At 39.8% G+C, this 17,301-nt stretch carries 18 protein-coding genes; 3 read left to right on the forward strand and 15 right to left on the reverse strand.

Annotated features, from left to right (window positions below; all coding sequences use genetic code 11):
* Positions 1-33: 33 nt before the first annotated feature.
* Positions 34-264, forward strand: a complete 231-nt coding sequence (locus DC487_RS01240; RefSeq protein WP_116774144.1) for a hypothetical protein — start codon at positions 34-36, stop codon at positions 262-264.
* Between the two features lie 53 nt (positions 265-317).
* On the opposite strand, the gene DC487_RS01245 is transcribed toward DC487_RS01240, so the two are convergent.
* Entirely contained in the window at positions 318-578 is a 261-nt protein-coding gene (locus tag DC487_RS01245) for a hypothetical protein (RefSeq protein WP_116774145.1), read from the reverse strand.
* A 34-nt stretch (positions 579-612) separates the two neighbouring features.
* Here DC487_RS01245 and DC487_RS01250 point away from each other — a divergent pair, with 34 nt between their 5' ends.
* Entirely contained in the window at positions 613-1,299 is a 687-nt protein-coding gene (locus DC487_RS01250; RefSeq protein ID WP_116774146.1) for an SOS response-associated peptidase, read from the forward strand.
* 274 nt (positions 1,300-1,573) lie between these two features.
* On the opposite strand, the gene DC487_RS01255 is transcribed toward DC487_RS01250, so the two are convergent.
* Both DC487_RS01255 and DC487_RS01260 read right to left on the reverse strand, forming a co-directional pair.
* The gene (locus DC487_RS01255; protein ID WP_116774147.1) at positions 1,574-1,828 is read right to left on the reverse strand and encodes a hypothetical protein; all 255 of its coding nucleotides are present in this window, start codon (positions 1,826-1,828) and stop codon (positions 1,574-1,576) included.
* A gap of 72 nt (positions 1,829-1,900) precedes the next feature.
* Positions 1,901-2,248, reverse strand: a complete 348-nt coding sequence (locus DC487_RS01260; RefSeq protein WP_116774148.1) for a hypothetical protein — start codon at positions 2,246-2,248, stop codon at positions 1,901-1,903.
* Between the two features lie 77 nt (positions 2,249-2,325).
* On the opposite strand from DC487_RS01260, the gene DC487_RS01265 reads away from it, so the two are divergent.
* The gene (locus tag DC487_RS01265) at positions 2,326-2,541 is read left to right on the forward strand and encodes a DUF6965 family protein (RefSeq protein WP_116774149.1); all 216 of its coding nucleotides are present in this window, start codon (positions 2,326-2,328) and stop codon (positions 2,539-2,541) included.
* Positions 2,542-2,599: 58 nt separating this feature from the next.
* On the opposite strand, the gene DC487_RS01270 is transcribed toward DC487_RS01265, so the two are convergent.
* The 12 genes from DC487_RS01270 to DC487_RS01320 form a co-directional block, all read right to left on the reverse strand.
* Positions 2,600-3,568 (reverse strand): hypothetical protein, encoded by a 969-nt coding sequence (locus tag DC487_RS01270; RefSeq protein WP_116774150.1) that lies wholly within the window; start codon positions 3,566-3,568, stop codon positions 2,600-2,602.
* Positions 3,525-4,847: a hypothetical protein gene (locus DC487_RS01275; protein ID WP_133228308.1), complete on the reverse strand. Its 1,323-nt coding sequence runs from the start codon at positions 4,845-4,847 to the stop codon at positions 3,525-3,527. The genes DC487_RS01270 and DC487_RS01275 overlap by 44 nt, the downstream gene beginning before the upstream one ends.
* Before the next feature lie 91 nt (positions 4,848-4,938).
* The gene (locus tag DC487_RS01280; protein WP_116774152.1) at positions 4,939-5,457 is read right to left on the reverse strand and encodes a hypothetical protein; all 519 of its coding nucleotides are present in this window, start codon (positions 5,455-5,457) and stop codon (positions 4,939-4,941) included.
* The gene (locus DC487_RS17175; protein ID WP_165798994.1) at positions 5,454-5,621 is read right to left on the reverse strand and encodes a hypothetical protein; all 168 of its coding nucleotides are present in this window, start codon (positions 5,619-5,621) and stop codon (positions 5,454-5,456) included. Before DC487_RS17175 ends, DC487_RS01280 begins: the two co-directional genes overlap by 4 nt.
* Positions 5,618-5,923, reverse strand: coding sequence for a hypothetical protein (locus DC487_RS01285; RefSeq protein WP_116774153.1), 306 nt, complete (start codon positions 5,921-5,923; stop codon positions 5,618-5,620). The genes DC487_RS17175 and DC487_RS01285 overlap by 4 nt, the downstream gene beginning before the upstream one ends.
* Positions 5,924-5,927: 4 nt before the next feature.
* Positions 5,928-6,449: an N-acetylmuramoyl-L-alanine amidase gene (locus DC487_RS01290; RefSeq protein ID WP_116774154.1), complete on the reverse strand. Its 522-nt coding sequence runs from the start codon at positions 6,447-6,449 to the stop codon at positions 5,928-5,930.
* A complete protein-coding gene (locus DC487_RS01295; RefSeq protein WP_116774155.1) occupies positions 6,433-6,729 on the reverse strand; it encodes a hypothetical protein in 297 nt (98 codons plus the stop codon). The genes DC487_RS01290 and DC487_RS01295 overlap by 17 nt, the downstream gene beginning before the upstream one ends.
* A 3-nt stretch (positions 6,730-6,732) precedes the next feature.
* A complete protein-coding gene (locus DC487_RS01300; RefSeq protein WP_116774156.1) occupies positions 6,733-7,014 on the reverse strand; it encodes a hypothetical protein in 282 nt (93 codons plus the stop codon).
* A 9-nt stretch (positions 7,015-7,023) separates the two neighbouring features.
* Positions 7,024-11,814, reverse strand: a complete 4,791-nt coding sequence (locus DC487_RS01305; RefSeq protein ID WP_116774157.1) for a hypothetical protein — start codon at positions 11,812-11,814, stop codon at positions 7,024-7,026.
* A gap of 1 nt (position 11,815) precedes the next feature.
* A complete protein-coding gene (locus tag DC487_RS01310; protein ID WP_116774158.1) occupies positions 11,816-12,238 on the reverse strand; it encodes a hypothetical protein in 423 nt (140 codons plus the stop codon).
* Positions 12,238-16,734 carry a hypothetical protein gene (locus DC487_RS01315; protein ID WP_116774159.1) on the reverse strand — a complete coding sequence of 1,499 codons (4,497 nt, stop codon included), beginning with the start codon at positions 16,732-16,734 and terminating at the stop codon, positions 12,238-12,240. The genes DC487_RS01310 and DC487_RS01315 overlap by 1 nt, the downstream gene beginning before the upstream one ends.
* Positions 16,734-17,174, reverse strand: a complete 441-nt coding sequence (locus tag DC487_RS01320; RefSeq protein ID WP_116774160.1) for a hypothetical protein — start codon at positions 17,172-17,174, stop codon at positions 16,734-16,736. Before DC487_RS01320 ends, DC487_RS01315 begins: the two co-directional genes overlap by 1 nt.
* Between the last annotated feature and the right edge of the window lie 127 nt (positions 17,175-17,301).

Here is a 17,301-nt window from a genome sequence, read left to right on the forward strand (position 1 = left end):
TAAATTGATTGTTTCACATAAACATATACAACTATGGCATTTAATACAGGAAACGAAGGAGAGGTTACAAAACAAATTGAAAATGTGACATCAAAAGTTCCATCTGTGGTATTTTTGGGCGCAGCAGTTGCATCAATGGCTATATCAGCAACATTAAAATGCTTATGCAAAGATAAAAACGCCTTATTCGTAGGTCAATGGGCAGCACCCTTTTTGCTGTTAGGGATTTACAACAAACTAGTCAAAACTGAAGGTCACGATTAGTTCTTTATATATTTCTATCACTGTTTCAAAGCCCCTCTCATTTAGGGGCTTTTTTACACCCATACCTCGCCAATCAAATCTTCCTCATTAATATTTTCCAATGCATCTTGAATCACCAATAGGTGCTTTTCTTCAAATGGCCTGCTCAAACGCCTCATCTCCTTACTACCCCAATGCATAAAATCATCCAAATTAACAGTGTCCGGATACCATGATGGATTATCGCTACTTAATGGCGATGTCGATCGAAGGATATTATATCCCTGGTCGCGCAACCTGCGCAGCTCGTAATGAGTTAATTTGACAAAGCGCATAGATAGATGTAACTTGTATCTAAATATACTACTTATGTGCTATCATACAGCTACTCCCGGAAAAAAGGAATTACAGAAAGCGATCAAAGGTAAAGACGTTCTTTACGATCAGCCTGAGATATTTCATGTTAGTGGCTTCACGCGTCCATACCTTCCAGTAACGCTAAATAGCAACGTAGATGAGATCATTCCGGCACGATGGAAGCTTATACCTTATTGGGTAAAAAGTGAAGCAGATGCGAATAAAGCAGCAAATACACTCAATGCAAAAGGCGAAGAAATATTCGAAAAAGCATCGTACAAAAATGTGATTGGAGATAAACGGGGCTTGCTGTATGTAAATGGATTTTTTGAGCCACATGCGACTAATGGTAAAACCAATGATCAGAACTTTTTCGTTTACATGCCATCAAAGAAGATCTTTACCCTTGGCATCACCTACAACATTTGGATGAACGAAGAATGTAAAGAATACCCAACATTTTCCATTCTTACTACAGCAGCCAATGATCAGATGGCCGACATTCACAACGTAGGTAAACGCATGCCACTGATTGTTCCTGAAGAAAGCCGCGATGCATGGCTATTTGCCGATGGCCGCCAAGAAATAGAGCAGCTTATTATTCCATTTAAGGGAGAGCTAGCCAGCCACCGTACTACCGAGGTAACTAAGATCCGCGGTACGGATACGAATGTCCCGAATATTCAGGATGCTATTTAATTTCCTTAATTGTGAATCGGAGATATTCTCTGTAGCTGTTCTTTAAAAAAAAATCCCTCATAGATGTGGACTATAAGGGACAGTTTTCAAAATGAACTTAGTAGTACCTATTGGGATTAGGTAGGGAAGAATATGTTTAGCTAATATAGCATATTTTTGCTATACAATGAAAATCAAAAAAAGCCACCAATGTCCTTACTCATTGGTGGCAGCCTAAACATTACGTACTACTCCGAAGAATAGTCCTAGCATGGTGTAAATATATACTTTTTATTTATTTTCTATTGCGTGTGATCATTATGAAAAGTGCTTTTTTGCTAACCTTAGGGATTTCACTATTAAATGTCATACGACCATTAATAGTTTCTGACGAATATTGAATCAGCTCTTCTACTTTATCAGAGTTCACTACAAAGGAAAATGCATTAAACAACCGTAGTAGCAAGTCATATTGTTTTATCTCCAATGTTTGCACGGCGAGATTTTGCGCAAAATAATCTCTAATTAATTCACTTGATGTAGTTGTCATATCCTGATCTGGTAATCCGAAGGTAAAGAATATCTTTACATAAACAGTTGTATTTATATACGATATAAAAAATCACTTAGATTTCCTCTCAAACGAAGCATTATACTTTTCTAGCTTCTCAAGTACAGCCTGTAACTCTTCGCTAGCTTTCCTAACCCATTCAGCGCGTTGGCGAACTGCTGCCATTGGATTCATTACCTTTAATTTCGGATTAGGCTTCTCATGATCTAATTCCGAATAGATATTCTTCCAATTATCGATGAATTCCAATGGAGTATAGAACTTGCGGTCTTTCGCATCGTATATCCAACAGCCATTTACGTATGCATTCTTATAAGTAGCTATAATGTGACTAGGCACTTCAATCACTTCTGGCCCTTTACGATGCCAAGCTGGTACTAATTCCGGTTTATCAGCCATAGATATTTACTAATAATATTAGCAAATATAGATCAATTGTTTCCGCAAAAGCAAAATCAAAATGTTAAATTTACAGCATGGTGCTAACACCAGAACAGCTTTACGAAGACCTGATGAATAAAGAGCATCCTGTTAATATTAAAATCAACCCAGCAACAGTAGTTATAGATGCTCAAGCATTTTTAATTGTTCAGTTTGATATGGTAAAAATACATAAGAGCGATTTGAAAAGATGTGCTGCCTGGCAGAGGTTGAAGGAATCTGGAGAAGCAACGAATCGGATTTGGGAATAGGATTTTATAATCGAGGCATTATATGTAAGCGCCTCGATTATTGTCCAGAATGACTAATTTATTCATCGATAAGAACTAAACCATCTGCTACAGATACTTTTTCTTCTAAAACATTTCTTAGCATAATCTCATTGCCCGATTCTCCATTTTTATTTCCATCCTCCATTAACGGATTGAAAAAAAAGTCGTAAGATCCGGCTACGATTCCTCGTTCTGGGATGTAAATAAATCGCTCAACACCTCTGCTAAAGTCAAGGTTATGATTCGAGTTATTGAAGGCTGTCGTCCAAAACTTATATCCGACAGCATCACTAAATTTCACTTTATCACTCAAATAATCTTTCCAGATTCGCCACCATTCACGATAATTCAATTTTTTAGTGTCATCTACAAATCCTGAAAGTGCAGGACTGTAAAAAGAATAATGTTTACTGAACTGGTTTACATAATCCTTTATTTTGATTGGCGACTCCATCAAATTAAGTTGACCGTAAGGGGATGGGAATATTGGATCAACTGACTTAACTTCGAAAAGCTCCAATAGACAGTTCTTGCTAATATAAGTTTCACCATTATTTTGAAAAACTACCTGATACTTGTTAAAGTATTTGCGTTCTATATTTTTCATTTGACCATTTGTATAACCAACGTTCGAAACAAAAAGTGATTGCAGATCGATAATAGGAACGTCTTGCAGTTCCATTTCAGAAGTATCGATCTTCGTCCACTGATCGCCCGAAGTGTGATCTGGTAATACTGATATTAGTAAGATGCGTTCATAGTTGTTTTCATTTTTTGGGAAGACTATATTGTATGTGATTACTTTTAGGTTTTTTTTATATAGATTACTCATATCCAAACTATAGTTAAAAATCCTATAATTATCATTTTTAGAAGTTTCTGCATCTATACGGATAACCTTAAGTTCATGGGAAAAGGACAAGCCTATATGGGCAAAAATCGCCAATATTATAGTTCCCAACTTAACATTTAGTACCTGCCGAATTACCATTACTTTGCCTTTCATTATTATTCAAATTTATCATATCATTACTTCTACCATCAATAATCCCAGTAGTTATTAGTGCTTCCACAACATTCGCAGGAAGGTTTGGATTGAAAAGTTGAAGATCATCGCGCATTAACTCAAAAAAGTCACTAAACCGACTATGATCCGCATTTTGTTGCAAAATATATTGATTGCCATCAGTAGACGAATAAGTTGTCAACTCAGGATACTTGGCATCAAACGCCGCACTACCTAAATGATATCTTTCAACATCTAAATAAGCGTGCCAAAATTCGTGATACATTGTTACCAACATATACTCTTGAGTTGCATTCTCTAACATATTCGTAGACAATGCAACTTGTGCATCGTATATTGAATAACCGCCTAATTTTCCTCCATCATAATTTGGATCTGGAAATGCTTTTGGCAAAAATGTAATATTTATCTTTGTTTGTGGACCTCCAAATGTTTTGGTAAAAGCATCAGAAATTTTAGTGTTAGATGTTTTCATATATTGCAATACTGAAGACGCGCACGGATAAGAATGTAAAAGATCTATTATTTCTGTTTCCTCTGGGCTATCCTCTGAGTCTCCCTCAGGCGGTGCTACTGGTACATTTCCATTGTTATTACCACCACCGCCGCCGCCTGGATTTGGATTCCAATTGTGATCATCGCCATCACCATCAGCATCTCCCTCACCTTGCTCAGGAGGCATAATAACGACCTCATCAATATCCCGAATTGGGTCGTTAGCTCTTTTTATAGCCGCTCTACTGTCAGTACCAACTACTAAGGAGCTAACTCTATATCCTAACTGATTACTACTATTGATCCTTAAGACTCGTTTATCGCGTATATACATTCCCTGTAGGTAAACCTTGCCGTCAATTGTATAAATTGTGAGAGGCGAATTGCCCTTATAAGGATTGCTTGCAAATTCCTTGATTATACCATGTGCCTTACCATATTTATCGACTACTACTGACATTTCAACAAGATACGCAATGCTTGCAGGACTTTTTTTCATTCGAACAGAAATCCAAGGTTGTCCAGATGAGTTTCGGCTAACTTGATATTTTTCCCAGTTAGGCTGTAAATTTCGGAATTCAATATCTGATTTGGGCGTTGCACTACGTGCTCCGCGTTGAAACCAGCTTTTTGCTATAGTAAGGAGACTGTCTTCTTTAGGAACAATCTCAGAATCTACGTAAGATTCCTTCATACAAGACAAAGAAAATGAAAGCAAAAATATGGCAAAGAAGACCATATTTATATTTTTCTTAAAATTCATAATAGGTATATATGTGTGTGTTTTAATATATTCTCTAAAGATAGAAATTTAATGCGAAATCTCAACTATTCATTTTCTAGTTTTCGCGCGGCTAGATCTTTCTGATCCTAAACCACAACAAAAAACCATTCACAATCACCACCGCGCACCCAATCCCTATCCACATTCCCCAGATTGACCAGAATGACGGCTTGCTTTCACTTGCCTTCTCCTCTTTACGCTGTTCCTGCTTCTTGCCTTCTTGCTCTACACTATCCTTTTTATGGTCTAGTGTACGTGAAACTTCCCCGACCATATTCCGAGCTGCATCCGTTTGCTGCTTAGTATTCTGTACTATACTGTCCGCTTCTGTGGTGATGGTACCGTCTGGAGCAATAGTCGTTTGCGCGCCGGGCTTTGTATATACTTTTGTTTGGCCATCGCTAGAACTTACCACACGCGTATTCTCTTCCACTCGACCAGTCTCTTTGACTGTCAGATCGGTATTTACTTTGACGTCCTTAGTCGACTCAACCTTATCCAAGCTCTTTTCCGATCGCTTGGACTTTCGGAATATTCCACAGCCAGTAAGCGCGAGGAATGCAAGCATTATCACTAATACACGTATCATAACTTCTCAATTTTAATAGTCATACCTTCCAATTTACAGGAAAGCGAATCCAGCAGCGGCACGAGCTCATCCAAAGGCTGGGCAATACGTTGCACTGGTACTGGCCGGCTTTGCGGCTCATCGCCAACTGCGACGATAAGCACAAATAGAATTATCCATTTCATTTGCGTTTCCCTTTCTGTTGTTGAGCAACACTATCCACCTTCACCGCTGCGCTATCTACTTTGATAGCTGCTTCTTTCACCTTGTCTACTGCAGGCGTAACCTGTTTGCGGACTTCCTCGATCATTTGCCTATACAGCTTATCTTGCATCTCGGTCATTTGCTTGGTGTGTGTATCGCTGCGATCCGTGACATAGTAAAGCACAGACCAGAAAACCGAGACGACAGTAATTAGCGCATAAGTCACTGGATGCTTGACAATCTGCATGAAAGTTGGCTGTTTGCCTTGCTCTTCTGTTTTCATTTATTTAATACGTTTTCCGGTGCTTCATTCGCTCCAATGCCTTATTGCCGGCTATCCATCCATACTCTTCCATCGCGTTGAATGTTGGACATACTTTGATCCACTCACGCTGCTCGATGATCCCATTCCCATTCAGATCTGGTGAAAGATCGCGGTGGCCTACTATGGATATATGGCCTATCTCCTGATGCTTCCCGATTTCTTTAAAGAAGTATTCGATGGCCGACCAGAAACCATCCTTTTGTTCAGGTGTGCGCGTATCTCCATAGATGTGCTTCCCGTTCTTGATCTCAACTAGACCACCAATATAGGATGCATGCACGCTGTCGGAATTATAGCCAGCAACACCATTTGTAATCTTGCTGATGTCGGCCAAGTGAACCAAGGATCCATCTGTAGGAATTAGAATGTGGTACCCCGGATTTTTCCATCCGAGATTCACACGCCACATGCGCTGGATAGATTCTGGCGTTTCGTCCGCCCAACCTGCAGTAGTATGCAGGACTATTCTATTTATCTTTCTCATTGTTACTAATGTTGCTGATCACATCCATCTCATCAAGAATAGCGATCATCAGCACGCTGTCACGCGTACCTGCACTAAAACCAATATTCACGTATCCTTGATCATTTTTTGAAGCAGTTACAGATGATTGATCTTTGTAACCACTTACAGAGATAGACTGTACATGATCATCGGAGCGTTGCACATTGAAATCTAATGTCCATTCATTGAATACTGCTCTTGATTGTTCCTGAGTTGTGGTAACTACTACCTCTCTTTTAATTGTGTTTTGATTTGCCATTTTCTATTTTATTTTTTTGATTGTTTCTATTAGTGCCTGTGATACGCGGTGCTGATACATGTGTTGCACCATTGAGATTAATTCGCCTTCGACAACCTCATTCAGTTCAGCTTTTCCGTCCGTATGGATCGCTTTTGCAAATGCATCCATCTCGATAGATTGAGCATTTTTAAAAAGTGTATTGCCAAGATCTTTCTGATCAAAATTGATTGCTGTAAAGTTTCCTTCCAAATCTGTGAATCCGACTTCCTTGAGGTCTAAGATTCTGCTATTTTGCTTTTTCATCTTTTCGATTTACGTGTTACCCATAATGAATATATCATTGATTGTTACGTTGTCCGTAACCTTACCACCCCAAATTCTCATCACTCTGACAGTGTAATAATTGTTCCCTGCATTGATATCCCTAGACATAAATACGTTACCTACACAATACCACCCGTTAGGTATCCAAGCACTATTATATGGTGTCCCCGTATGGTATCCCTCGTATTGTTTATACTGACTACTTTCAGGATTATTCCCTGCGTGATATAAATATCTTGTAGCTCCTACTGGTGTTTTAGGTTGTCCATTTTGACTATTACTTGAGGATTGTAGTAAGCTTCTTGCATCATTTTGATTGAGCGCTGAAGCAGAAGTAATCAGCCATAAATTAACAGGTGTACTGGTAGCAGGTGTACTATTAACATAGACAATCCCAGCCTGCCCTGCTTCCCATAGTTTTGCACCTTGCGAATTATAGAATATCATAGTTGGCTCGCCATTGATCAATCCCATCTCAATGCCAATAGTTCCGTTTTCGTGACGGACTTTAAATAAGCCATCACCATCTTCATTTAGAGACGTTCTATTTGCATTGTCTGATGTTTTCAATCTTCGCACTAGCAGTTCATCGACTCTGATCTTGTCTGCTGTAATAGAGTTGGCACGGATACTATCGGCAGTCACCATACCAGTAAGAGAGATGTTTTTGCTAAAAAGACTGATCTGATTTGGAGTGATACTGATACCTGATTCTACTTCTGATTTTGTTGGTACATCATCCACTGTGCTCAAATCATAGACAGCGGCAAAACAGATATGCCACAACAAAGGTGCAGATGCTGTTGGTGTTGCTCCACCTGCAATTGAAAAGAATGCTGTAGTACTAACACTACCTGTACCACATTCAACTCGATAAACATATTCTGACCATCCACCTGTACCTTCATTAGAAGTCATCCACCTATGAGTATTACCTGCCCCTAAACCATTTGTATGAAAATGAATAGATCTTCCTACAGGTATAAGAGCTATAAACTTAATATTGTAAATGCCATTCTGAACTGGTTGGAATCCCCAACTCACTCCGCCCCATTGTGGAGCTGTATTTCCACCACTATGTGTAATAGTTAATGCTTGTGTACCTGTAGGTTGTGAACCGATATTAAAGTTTCTGTTTATGGTTACACTTCCAGTACGATTATTGTCATAAACAACTAGACCATTTTGTGTTCGAAAAGCATCGCCTGCATACAATGTAAATGTTGGATTTCGAAACATTAACCGACCTGATGATGAAGATTGAACCTGATTACGTACAGTTAGATTAATAGCTTGTGGTGTAATAGAAGCTTCTGCTGACTGCAACCGAGTGTTAATACCATTGACAGTTGTCTGGTCAGACTTTAAACTAATCGCGTTATTGACAACATTTATCTGAGTATCTGTATAGCTTCTAGCATTCGATTGCGCATTATTTGCTTTGTTGGTAGCATCACTAGATGCATTCGTTACTGCTGTACTAAGTTCACTCTTAGTTGCACGTAGACTAATAGCATCGTTACTTTGACTGATCTGTGTAAATGCTCTAGAGAATTCATCTTCAAATTCACCAGGATTTGGTGTCCAATCTGATAGTACGTTACCCTCTGCTAACATAATTTCAGTTACTCTGAACCAACCAGTAGCTAAATTGCTATATATATGTGGCCTGACATAATAGGTATTGTTAGTACCTCCCGCTGTTTTAAATGTGACCCAAACTCTCTTCCAAGTTTCAGCCGCTAATGATTGATCAAATTGTACATATGAACTTATAAAACCACCATTAGTGTTAGGGGAAGAACCTACCCAAACGTGCATTGGTACACCTGCCGCACCTGAGTTAGCATTTTGTGCTTTTATCATTGCGGAATAGGTGTATTCTGTACCACCTTTTACAGGAATAGGATGCGCATACCGTATACCTGATGGAAAGTCCGATACAAGTAGGTTAGACCCATCAATGTATTTTTCACCTGAAATAGCTAAACCACCACCGTTATTATTCCAGTTTTCTAAGCCTTGGAAATTACGTGTGTTTTTAAGCATATTTCTGCCGGCAACTCTAACGACTTTAGTTACTGTGCTAACAATTGCATCAGGGGTAATTATCTGCTCAGCACTCTGAAGTCTTGAAATCAGCCCATCAGTAACAGTACGATCCGCTTTTAGTATAATTTTATTATCTAGTACTTTAAAATCGGCTTTGTTCTCGGTACGCAAATCGTCTACACTCGCGTTTATTGCGGTATTCGCCTCACCCTTGGTATAGACGTTACTACCTGCCTGTACCATGAATTTACCTTTGAAAAAACCATTTTGGGCATATATGCCATAACCACTAAGCGCATTGAAATCTGCATCAACAATTCCATCCAACTTACCTAGGCGAACCTTCGTTTTGCCAGCTAATGATGCAGAAGTAACACCATCAATCACGTCTAAATAAGGCGCTTCATTGTCGGAAGCAGTAGCATAGATCGCACCTTGGCGGTTTCGATCTGTGGTATTCCCCATACGTACCACTTCATCTCGAGCTTCAGGAACGCTTGCACCCTCGATGATAACCAAAGTGAACGTACCATCATTGTAATTTGTAGCGGTTACTCGTGCTACATAATACTTCATGTTGCGACCATTAAAGCGCTGGCAACGCAGTATATCATTTACAACAAATGGGATGTAGATTGTGCCTTGATCAGTATCTATTTTGCATACGTAATTGCTACCACTTTTAACAACGCTTTCAAGCTTGATTGCATCAGAAATCCAAAGCGATCCGTTTGTCGCGCGGATTTGACTCACAATAAGTTCATAAACTGTAAAGTCTTTACGAACAGTCAAGCGATCAAACTCGGCCATCACGGTGCCATTGGCATCTTTGGAGATGCGATATCCTTCACCAGCAAAACCGGAGACAAAACGCTCAGAACTAATACCAGCAAATCTTGGAGAATCTTGCGCACGTACTGGCTGGGTAACGTAGTCCGGCTGCGCATATCCATTCCATAAGTCAGCTTGCCCTGCCCAAACTTTAGCAGAGCCTAGCATCGCATAGCTTCCGGATTTCCATAGAGCATTAGTTGCAGCGTTAGATACTTGGGGGATTCGCAAAACAGTATTTGCAGTTACTCCGGCGAAAGAAACACTGTCGTTTGTTCTGACAGGTTGGTTAAGAAAGTCTGCAAATTGTCGACCATCCCATTTATCAGAATCACTTGCGTAATCGGCAAGATCTGCCCGTAAAGCATTGTCAGCATTCGTTGCATGATCAGCTCGCAATGCTGCTGCTGCAGTAGTGGCAGTATTAGCGTGCCCAGCGGTCGCCGAGTATCCGGCACGTTCCGCAAACGTGGCCTTTGTCGACAGACCATCTTGAGAGATTCCCTTATTAACGGTATTTGCCAAACGATCCGACATGTTGCGTTCGCGAACCAGCTTATTGATGGTGATGATATTGCTAAGCGTAAAATCGTACAAGTACTCTTGCTGCAAATCGCGAGTATAGCTATCGATGCGGATGCTACCATTAAAACCAATATCTTCCGCTTGCAGCTCGACCAGTCCGCCTAGTGTTAATTCCACTTCATTCTCCAATACGAATTTTGGAGTTAGCTTGCCTGTCCAATCGTATTGCTCGACACCTTCCTCTGCGAAATATTGATCACCAAGTTCCTTTACACGAGCTTCACTATGATCCACATAGGACTGAGGCATATTGATATTGAGAAGAACAAAGGTATCTCCAACAGAAGGCTTCAATTGCTCATTAGGGATTCCTTGCGGATACGCATTATCATCTGTAATAGCATTGAATAAGATTTGCTTATTGGCATGTGTATAGCCATCTTTGGCAATGGTAAACGTAAATCCATTAAGCAAACCAGAGGTAAATGCGATTTGTGCGCTCGTTCCATCATCTAGTAAATGATCATTTAAATCAAAATCCAAGTCTGTCGAACGGATGATGTTGATAGCGCTTGTCGCGGTAACTTTTGCATTTAAGCGAGGATAGACATTTTCGAAAACGATCACGCTTTCGACTCTATCTTGACCGTCCTGATATGATGGATTGACCATCGGGTTTCCACCAGTTGGCTGAATGTTCCGATGGCCGTAACCATTAGGGATGTTTTGTGAACCGCCAGCAACTGTTAGGTGTGTGACGATCGGATCCTCACGTCTTGAACGGTTTAGTTCGTATAATCCTTTTCCTTTCCCATAAGAAAGTGAAAGACCTGTATCATTTTGGCGGCGTGTTAGGTTGATCGTTTTTCCATCAACCCAGAATTCGAGATTAGTCTGATCAGCTACATCTTGAAGAACCGTCAATAATTTTGCGGAACTGTAAGTCCACTGAATTACATCTGTATCATCGACAATTCCCAACGACCACCCTGATGAAGCACGATTCGCGTTTTGAACCAGTAATCCAAGTATGGTACGTGCCTCTCCCTGAAGGTATACATCCGGTTGGGTTAGCTTATTCGATCCATCAAGCGTGTATAGAATCCACTTGCCTAAATCATAGTACAACGCCTCAAACTCTACTGTGTATGTGTAGCCAATTTGAGTGTTTTGCTTGGCAATATTCTCTGGTCGATTGAGTTTGTATGTGTCGCCATACACCTGGATAGTATCACCTTTTTGAAAAGCAATAGCTACAGGAGATTTGATGGTAACCTCCACCATATCCGCTTGCATGATCACACGTGACTGCTTGCCCTCAGCTTTCCCAGACCAAATTATCTCTGCACCTCTTCTAATCTCGTATATCATGCTATGCTGGTATGGTAAAGTATTCTGTTGGGTGATCGTTGATAAGGACTAGCGTGAACTGCGCGTTGTTACCGATTCGGTTAAAGCCTGTCATGTTTTGATAGGATAGCTTAAAACGACGATAACGACCCATAAGGTCTAGGGTGAACTCGCCAGCAGTGATAAGGAAGTTTTGCAATGCGCGAAGCTTCTGTTCATAATCTGCCGTGCTCGTAGCTAAAATTGCACATGGCAGATTGTATGTGATGCTTTGGAATCGCTTTTCACCGTGATATCGCTCTGTTCCATCTTCGCTTGCCCAGTCGATTGATAATCCGTTATCTTTTAATTCCGGCATCGCGTCTAGCTGACTGTAAGTTCCTTTGAGGAAATGTAGACCGTAAGCTGAAACGGTATCTTGGTTGTTAATTAGGAAATTCGCCATTATAATCCTGCTCCTCTCTTTAGCATATCACCATTGGTTACTTTTTTATTGAGTTCAACGATGGCGGTTTCGATGTTGCCAAGGCGGTCTGTGTTATTGGCAGTTCGAAATGTATTATTTTCGATGGCATTTAATTTTGCAAGGTGATCGCTGGAGACACTCATAAAGCTGCTGTGCTGCTGTTTCGTTATTTCTAAAAGTTGCAGTTGCGCAATCCGTAGTCCTCCGAATTCTGCTTCTAAGCGGTTTGCTGTATTTTCTGTTATGGTCGTAATTCCCTTGTTTAATTCGCCAGCACTATCACTTCTTTGGATGTCTTTTTCGAGACCTAATCCCTCATAAGCTTTTTCTAATGCTTCAGTGAAATTATCAGAGGAATCGCTCAATTTGGTTTTCCATTTTTCAAAATCAAATCCTTCAATACTATTGTCGTTCTCTGACATGTAATCGGCAACTTTATCAATCATATCATTGATAATAGGCTCAATCATTTTCAGCTTCAAACTATTCACAAGAGCGTTTTTAATAAATTGATCGAACACTTTATCCATGCTATTTATAGCATCTTCACCGGCCTCAAATGCGGACACCAAAGCATTCGTTAACTCATTTGCTAGGTCTTTAAAGGTAGTTTGAACTAGGTTCTGCGTAATTGCCCGCTCAATCTCCTTGATTTCTCTTTCTTTTTCCTCTATTTGATCGCGATATTCTCTGATTTTGTTTTGGTCGGCTCTCTTTTTGCTGCTTTCTGCCCGAGCGCTTTGTTCTAAGATTTTTTGTTGGGTTTTTAAATTTTTGATAGCGTCTTGGCTGTCTTTATAGAAACTTTCACCTACACTATTGTTTATTTGATCTTGAAGTTTGGAGTATGTCTTAGTAAGACTTTCCAGTCTCTTTTGATAAACCTCAATTTGCTTTTGTATCTTCTTGTCTTTCGTGTTGAAAAGATCGATTACTTTTGTCAGTACAGATATAGATCCTGAAATAATAGCAATAGGATTACCGGATGCTATTCCTGCCGCCAAATCACTCATGCTTCCTACTAATCCAGATACTTTTGCAGCTGTCTCCTGAATTCCTTCACTAGCACCTAGCGAAGCTAATAATCCGCCAACTTCGCCAATCGTTTGGCTTGCCATTTGCAAATCACGCGATAAGGCTGTAAACATACCAGCCTGTGCTTGTTTTGCTTCAGCTGATTCCTTTCCATACTTTTTGATAGCTTCTCGATACTTGTTCAAAGCACCAGTAGATGCTGACCAAGATTTTTCAAGGTTAATACTTGCCCCAGCTGTAGCAACTTCATTGCTCGCTCTATCATAGTCTTGACGGGTCAGTTTTCCAGCTTTTAATTCAGCATCAAGCCTAGTTTGTATATCCTTGAGTACTTGCAAAGAGGCTTTCTTACTTAGATATTGGAGCGTTCCAAAGGTTTTCTCCCAATTGGCTTCCTTTTCCAAATTTGCAATGGTGAGCGCGGATAGCTCTTCCTTTAACCCTTCCTTGAGCGTATTCTTTTGTGATTCCGTAGCAGATTCTCCGAGTGTCGCATATGCATCTTGGTATCTCTTTCTGACTGCCAACATATTTTCATCATGCCCCATTGAAAGCTGGAGCGCTTCGGTGTACTGGCGAATACTTTCCTCTTTAACTCTTTCTATGTGTGCTTTTTGCTGTTCCTCTAAATCTTTCAAGTAAGATTCTTCGATAGGAGATAGGCCTTGTGAAAACTTCTTTCCTTGCAAAGCATTCATCTCTTGCTGCATTTTGGTGACGACATTTTTGAAACTGCCATACTGTTCTTCCGCATACGCTTGCCCGGCATCTTTCTTTAGCTGCTCATATCTCACATAGTTTTGGTAGTCTTCTTGATACTGCTTGATTTTGTTATCATTAGTTTGTCGTTTTTTGACAGATACGACGGCACCGGTAACACTCTCATCAAAACCGTCTAAAGATACTTTATCGCCTTTGGTGGATCTATTATGCTCTGTAATAGCTTTTTTAATTTCAGCGTATTTGTCTTTGACACTTTGAACCTCCTGTTCATCACGAGACAATTGTTTGTTTAAGTAACCTGCATCAGTCTTAGCCCATTGGTCTAATAATTTAGTGCGATCCTCGTTGTCCTTCGCTAATTCTTTAGCAAGTCTTTTTGCTTCCGATTCACTCTTTTTCGATGCAGAAGACAGCGACTTTATAGATATTCCATCTAAAAGCTTTTGCCATTTATCAACTTCCTTTTTTGCTTCAGCTCGCGCTTTATCTCCGATAGCATTCTTATATAAATTTTGAGCGTCACTTAGCTTTTCCTCTAATTCATTTTGGGAGAAAATGTTTTTCGACTGGCGTTCTTGAGTAGCCATTTCAGCTGTAATACCTTTGGCATAAGACAATGATGCTTGAAGCGCTTGCTGTTGTTCAATTAATGGCTTTCGCATATCATCCAGCATCCTTTGTGGTGATTGACCTCGACCCGCTCTACGTTCTTGTTGGTATATTTTATCAAACTCCGGGTTGTTAAGTACTAGCTTGGATAACTGGCTATTGATGGATGCTAATTGTATTTCTTGGTCTTTGACAAATGCTCTTCTGGTGTCAGTTGAGTATTTCCTAATATCCTCAAAGCCTTGTTTGTAGGATTGTGTTAGCTTCTCGACCATTTTTGTATCTGGTGCACCAGGATTAAAAACTTTGTTAAAGTTAGAGGACAAATCTTTTTTAAAATTCTGCCATATTGTAGATAACCGATTTGTCTTCTCTGAAAGAGTATCAACTGCTTCACCAGACTTACGCATTTCTCTGTCGATAATGTTCCCAACACCTGTAGCGAAATCTCCTGTCTTTTGAATTTCTTCGTTTAGTTCTGTTGCAGATATACCAAGGTTATCAAGAATAAGCTTTGATTTACGGCCTAATCCTGTAACGAATGAATTAACTAGATAATCAACACTTTGACCTGTTTCTGATGCTCTTCGTGTTGCAAATTCAAGACCTTTTGCCAGCACATCCATTGGGATACGGAAGTTATCAGCATTGACGGCCAGTTTCATTAATTCCAGATCAGATACTGTATTTCGAGTGGCTGTGCGAAGCTTCTCCAAACCAGTGGTATCTCCAATCTTTGCAAATCTCAACTCTATACCTTCGGCTTCTCTAGCGATGCTAAACAGTTCTTTGCCAAATGATATTAGTTGTTGAGCGCCAAACGCAATACCCATCGCACCAGCAATTCCTCTTATGGAATTAAAGACATTTCCGATTCCCTGAGATTTAGTGCCAGACAGTTCATTGTTTAGTTTTTGAACCTCTGCGCTTATTTTCCTGTATTCTTCACGGAGCTTTCCACCAACATGGATGTTTTCTCTTTGCTCCTGTGATAGTTGGCTATATTTCTGCTGAATTTGAGTAAGCCGAGCCGTTTTTTCTGCCAGTGATCCTATTGATTTACGTTCGGCATTATCAAGTTGGTTGATCTCATTTCGAGTCTCGGAAATTCGTTTTCGAACTTCATTTTGCTGTACACCTAAGTCACGACTGCCTTGTAGATATTGTTTTTGGGTGATTTCGCCATTCTTGTAAGCAGAATCAAGTTGCTTTTGCGCACTGTTTAAATCCTTACTTTCTTGGCGTAGTTCAGCAAGTTTATTGTTTAAAAATTTAGCATCTGTACTAATAGTCTGAAATGCACTAGTAGCATCTTCAACCATCTCTTTGTATTCTTCCGAGATAACATCCAGAATATCTTTTTGCTGTTGTAACTCTTTCGCTGGTAGTGCGTTTTTACCTGCATTCTGATTAAAATGTTCTTGATTTAAAGTAACCTCTTTAATCTTGTTATTTATAGCCCCAGCACTTTTAGCATACTCTTCATTGGTAATAGCGCCTTTTTTTAGGTTTTTATCGAGTTCTAGTAATTCTGCATTTAGCTTATCAAGGCTTTGTTGTGTTACAGCAGCTAACGCGTCGGTAGCGTTTAATTGTTGGCCACCGCTGCCGACAGTGTGTGCACCTGCAAGTTCATTTAATGTATCTTGACGTGTAAACTTTGGATTACTGGCATTTTGTGCAGCAGCATATTGTTGTAAGTCAGCTTTGTTTTGTTTGATTTTTCTAGAGAATTCATCGCGGACTTTGTTTAATTGTGCTGTTTTCTTGATGTATTCTTCATCAGTTACCAGACCTTGACGAAGTTCCTTGTTCAATGCATTTTGCTCATTGCGGATCTTCTGCAGTTGCATTTCTCCTTGAGCAATATTTGTGTAGAAATCTTTTGATGAATCTGAAAAAGCATTGAATGCGGATGTCGCGCCAGACAAAATGTTTTCATATTTTTCAGAAGCTTTCGATGCGACTTTGTCCACAGAATCAGTAGCAATGTTTTTGGAACTCATTTTTTTTAGCTTGCCCAAAAATTGCTCAATGCTTTGTTCGGCCTGTTTACTATCGAACTCGGCGGTGAATTTGAGTGGTTTACCGTTTAATTCTATCGCCATTATCTTTTGAATATTCTTATTCTAGATTTGTCATTCTGTGTTTCGATAACGGTCGAATCGTGGTAAGTTTCCACTGTTACGAAAGCATTATCTTTTGCTATTAACTTCACAACTGCATCGTTGGTAGCATACACTTCACAAATGCTGTATTTATCAACCAATATGGAAACCGTGCCACCGAAAGCTAATACCAAACGAGGGTTTTCAATAGTGTGATGGCCATCAACAAAAACATGATTTTCCATCAAAAGACGCTCGTGTTGAAGTAAGATGTTCGTGTCAGGGAATTGGAATTTCATGCAATGTTCAACCCCTTTAGGAGTTTTCATTATACCGATAAGATCTTCGATGCTTTGAGCCAATTTAGCTTCATCAATACCAAAACCACATGAATAAAGTCTATTCATGTGTTTCAAAACATACTCTCTTTCCTTTTCCATGATCACTGTTTCCGTTTACCGAATCTGTTTACCAGATCTTGACCGCTTAATTCTGTTGGAGCTTCGATCTTATTTCCGTCCTTATCGAATCTAGGGATGCTCATATTCAGTATCATTAAATTTTGAT

It is taken from the genome of Sphingobacterium corticibacter (genome assembly GCF_003076635.1).
GTDB lineage: Bacteria > Bacteroidota > Bacteroidia > Sphingobacteriales > Sphingobacteriaceae > Sphingobacterium > Sphingobacterium corticibacter.

Excerpts from the sequence above, each read along its gene's own strand:
- DC487_RS01240 (WP_116774144.1), top strand. The coding sequence starts at position 34 with ATGGCATTTAATACAGGAAACGAAGGAGAGGTTACAAAACAAATTGAA.
- DC487_RS01245 (WP_116774145.1), bottom strand. The coding sequence starts at position 578 with ATGCGCTTTGTCAAATTAACTCATTACGAGCTGCGCAGGTTGCGCGAC.
- DC487_RS01250 (WP_116774146.1), top strand. The coding sequence starts at position 613 with ATGTGCTATCATACAGCTACTCCCGGAAAAAAGGAATTACAGAAAGCG.
- DC487_RS01255 (WP_116774147.1), bottom strand. The coding sequence starts at position 1,828 with ATGACAACTACATCAAGTGAATTAATTAGAGATTATTTTGCGCAAAAT.
- DC487_RS01260 (WP_116774148.1), bottom strand. The coding sequence starts at position 2,248 with ATGGCTGATAAACCGGAATTAGTACCAGCTTGGCATCGTAAAGGGCCA.
- DC487_RS01265 (WP_116774149.1), top strand. The coding sequence starts at position 2,326 with ATGGTGCTAACACCAGAACAGCTTTACGAAGACCTGATGAATAAAGAG.
- DC487_RS01270 (WP_116774150.1), bottom strand. The coding sequence starts at position 3,568 with ATGAAAGGCAAAGTAATGGTAATTCGGCAGGTACTAAATGTTAAGTTG.
- DC487_RS01275 (WP_133228308.1), bottom strand. The coding sequence starts at position 4,847 with ATGAATTTTAAGAAAAATATAAATATGGTCTTCTTTGCCATATTTTTG.
- DC487_RS01280 (WP_116774152.1), bottom strand. The coding sequence starts at position 5,457 with ATGATACGTGTATTAGTGATAATGCTTGCATTCCTCGCGCTTACTGGC.
- DC487_RS17175 (WP_165798994.1), bottom strand. The coding sequence starts at position 5,621 with ATGAAATGGATAATTCTATTTGTGCTTATCGTCGCAGTTGGCGATGAG.
- DC487_RS01285 (WP_116774153.1), bottom strand. The coding sequence starts at position 5,923 with ATGAAAACAGAAGAGCAAGGCAAACAGCCAACTTTCATGCAGATTGTC.
- DC487_RS01290 (WP_116774154.1), bottom strand. The coding sequence starts at position 6,449 with ATGAGAAAGATAAATAGAATAGTCCTGCATACTACTGCAGGTTGGGCG.
- DC487_RS01295 (WP_116774155.1), bottom strand. The coding sequence starts at position 6,729 with ATGGCAAATCAAAACACAATTAAAAGAGAGGTAGTAGTTACCACAACT.
- DC487_RS01300 (WP_116774156.1), bottom strand. The coding sequence starts at position 7,014 with ATGAAAAAGCAAAATAGCAGAATCTTAGACCTCAAGGAAGTCGGATTC.
- DC487_RS01305 (WP_116774157.1), bottom strand. The coding sequence starts at position 11,814 with ATGATATACGAGATTAGAAGAGGTGCAGAGATAATTTGGTCTGGGAAA.
- DC487_RS01310 (WP_116774158.1), bottom strand. The coding sequence starts at position 12,238 with ATGGCGAATTTCCTAATTAACAACCAAGATACCGTTTCAGCTTACGGT.
- DC487_RS01315 (WP_116774159.1), bottom strand. The coding sequence starts at position 16,734 with ATGGCGATAGAATTAAACGGTAAACCACTCAAATTCACCGCCGAGTTC.
- DC487_RS01320 (WP_116774160.1), bottom strand. The coding sequence starts at position 17,174 with ATGGAAAAGGAAAGAGAGTATGTTTTGAAACACATGAATAGACTTTAT.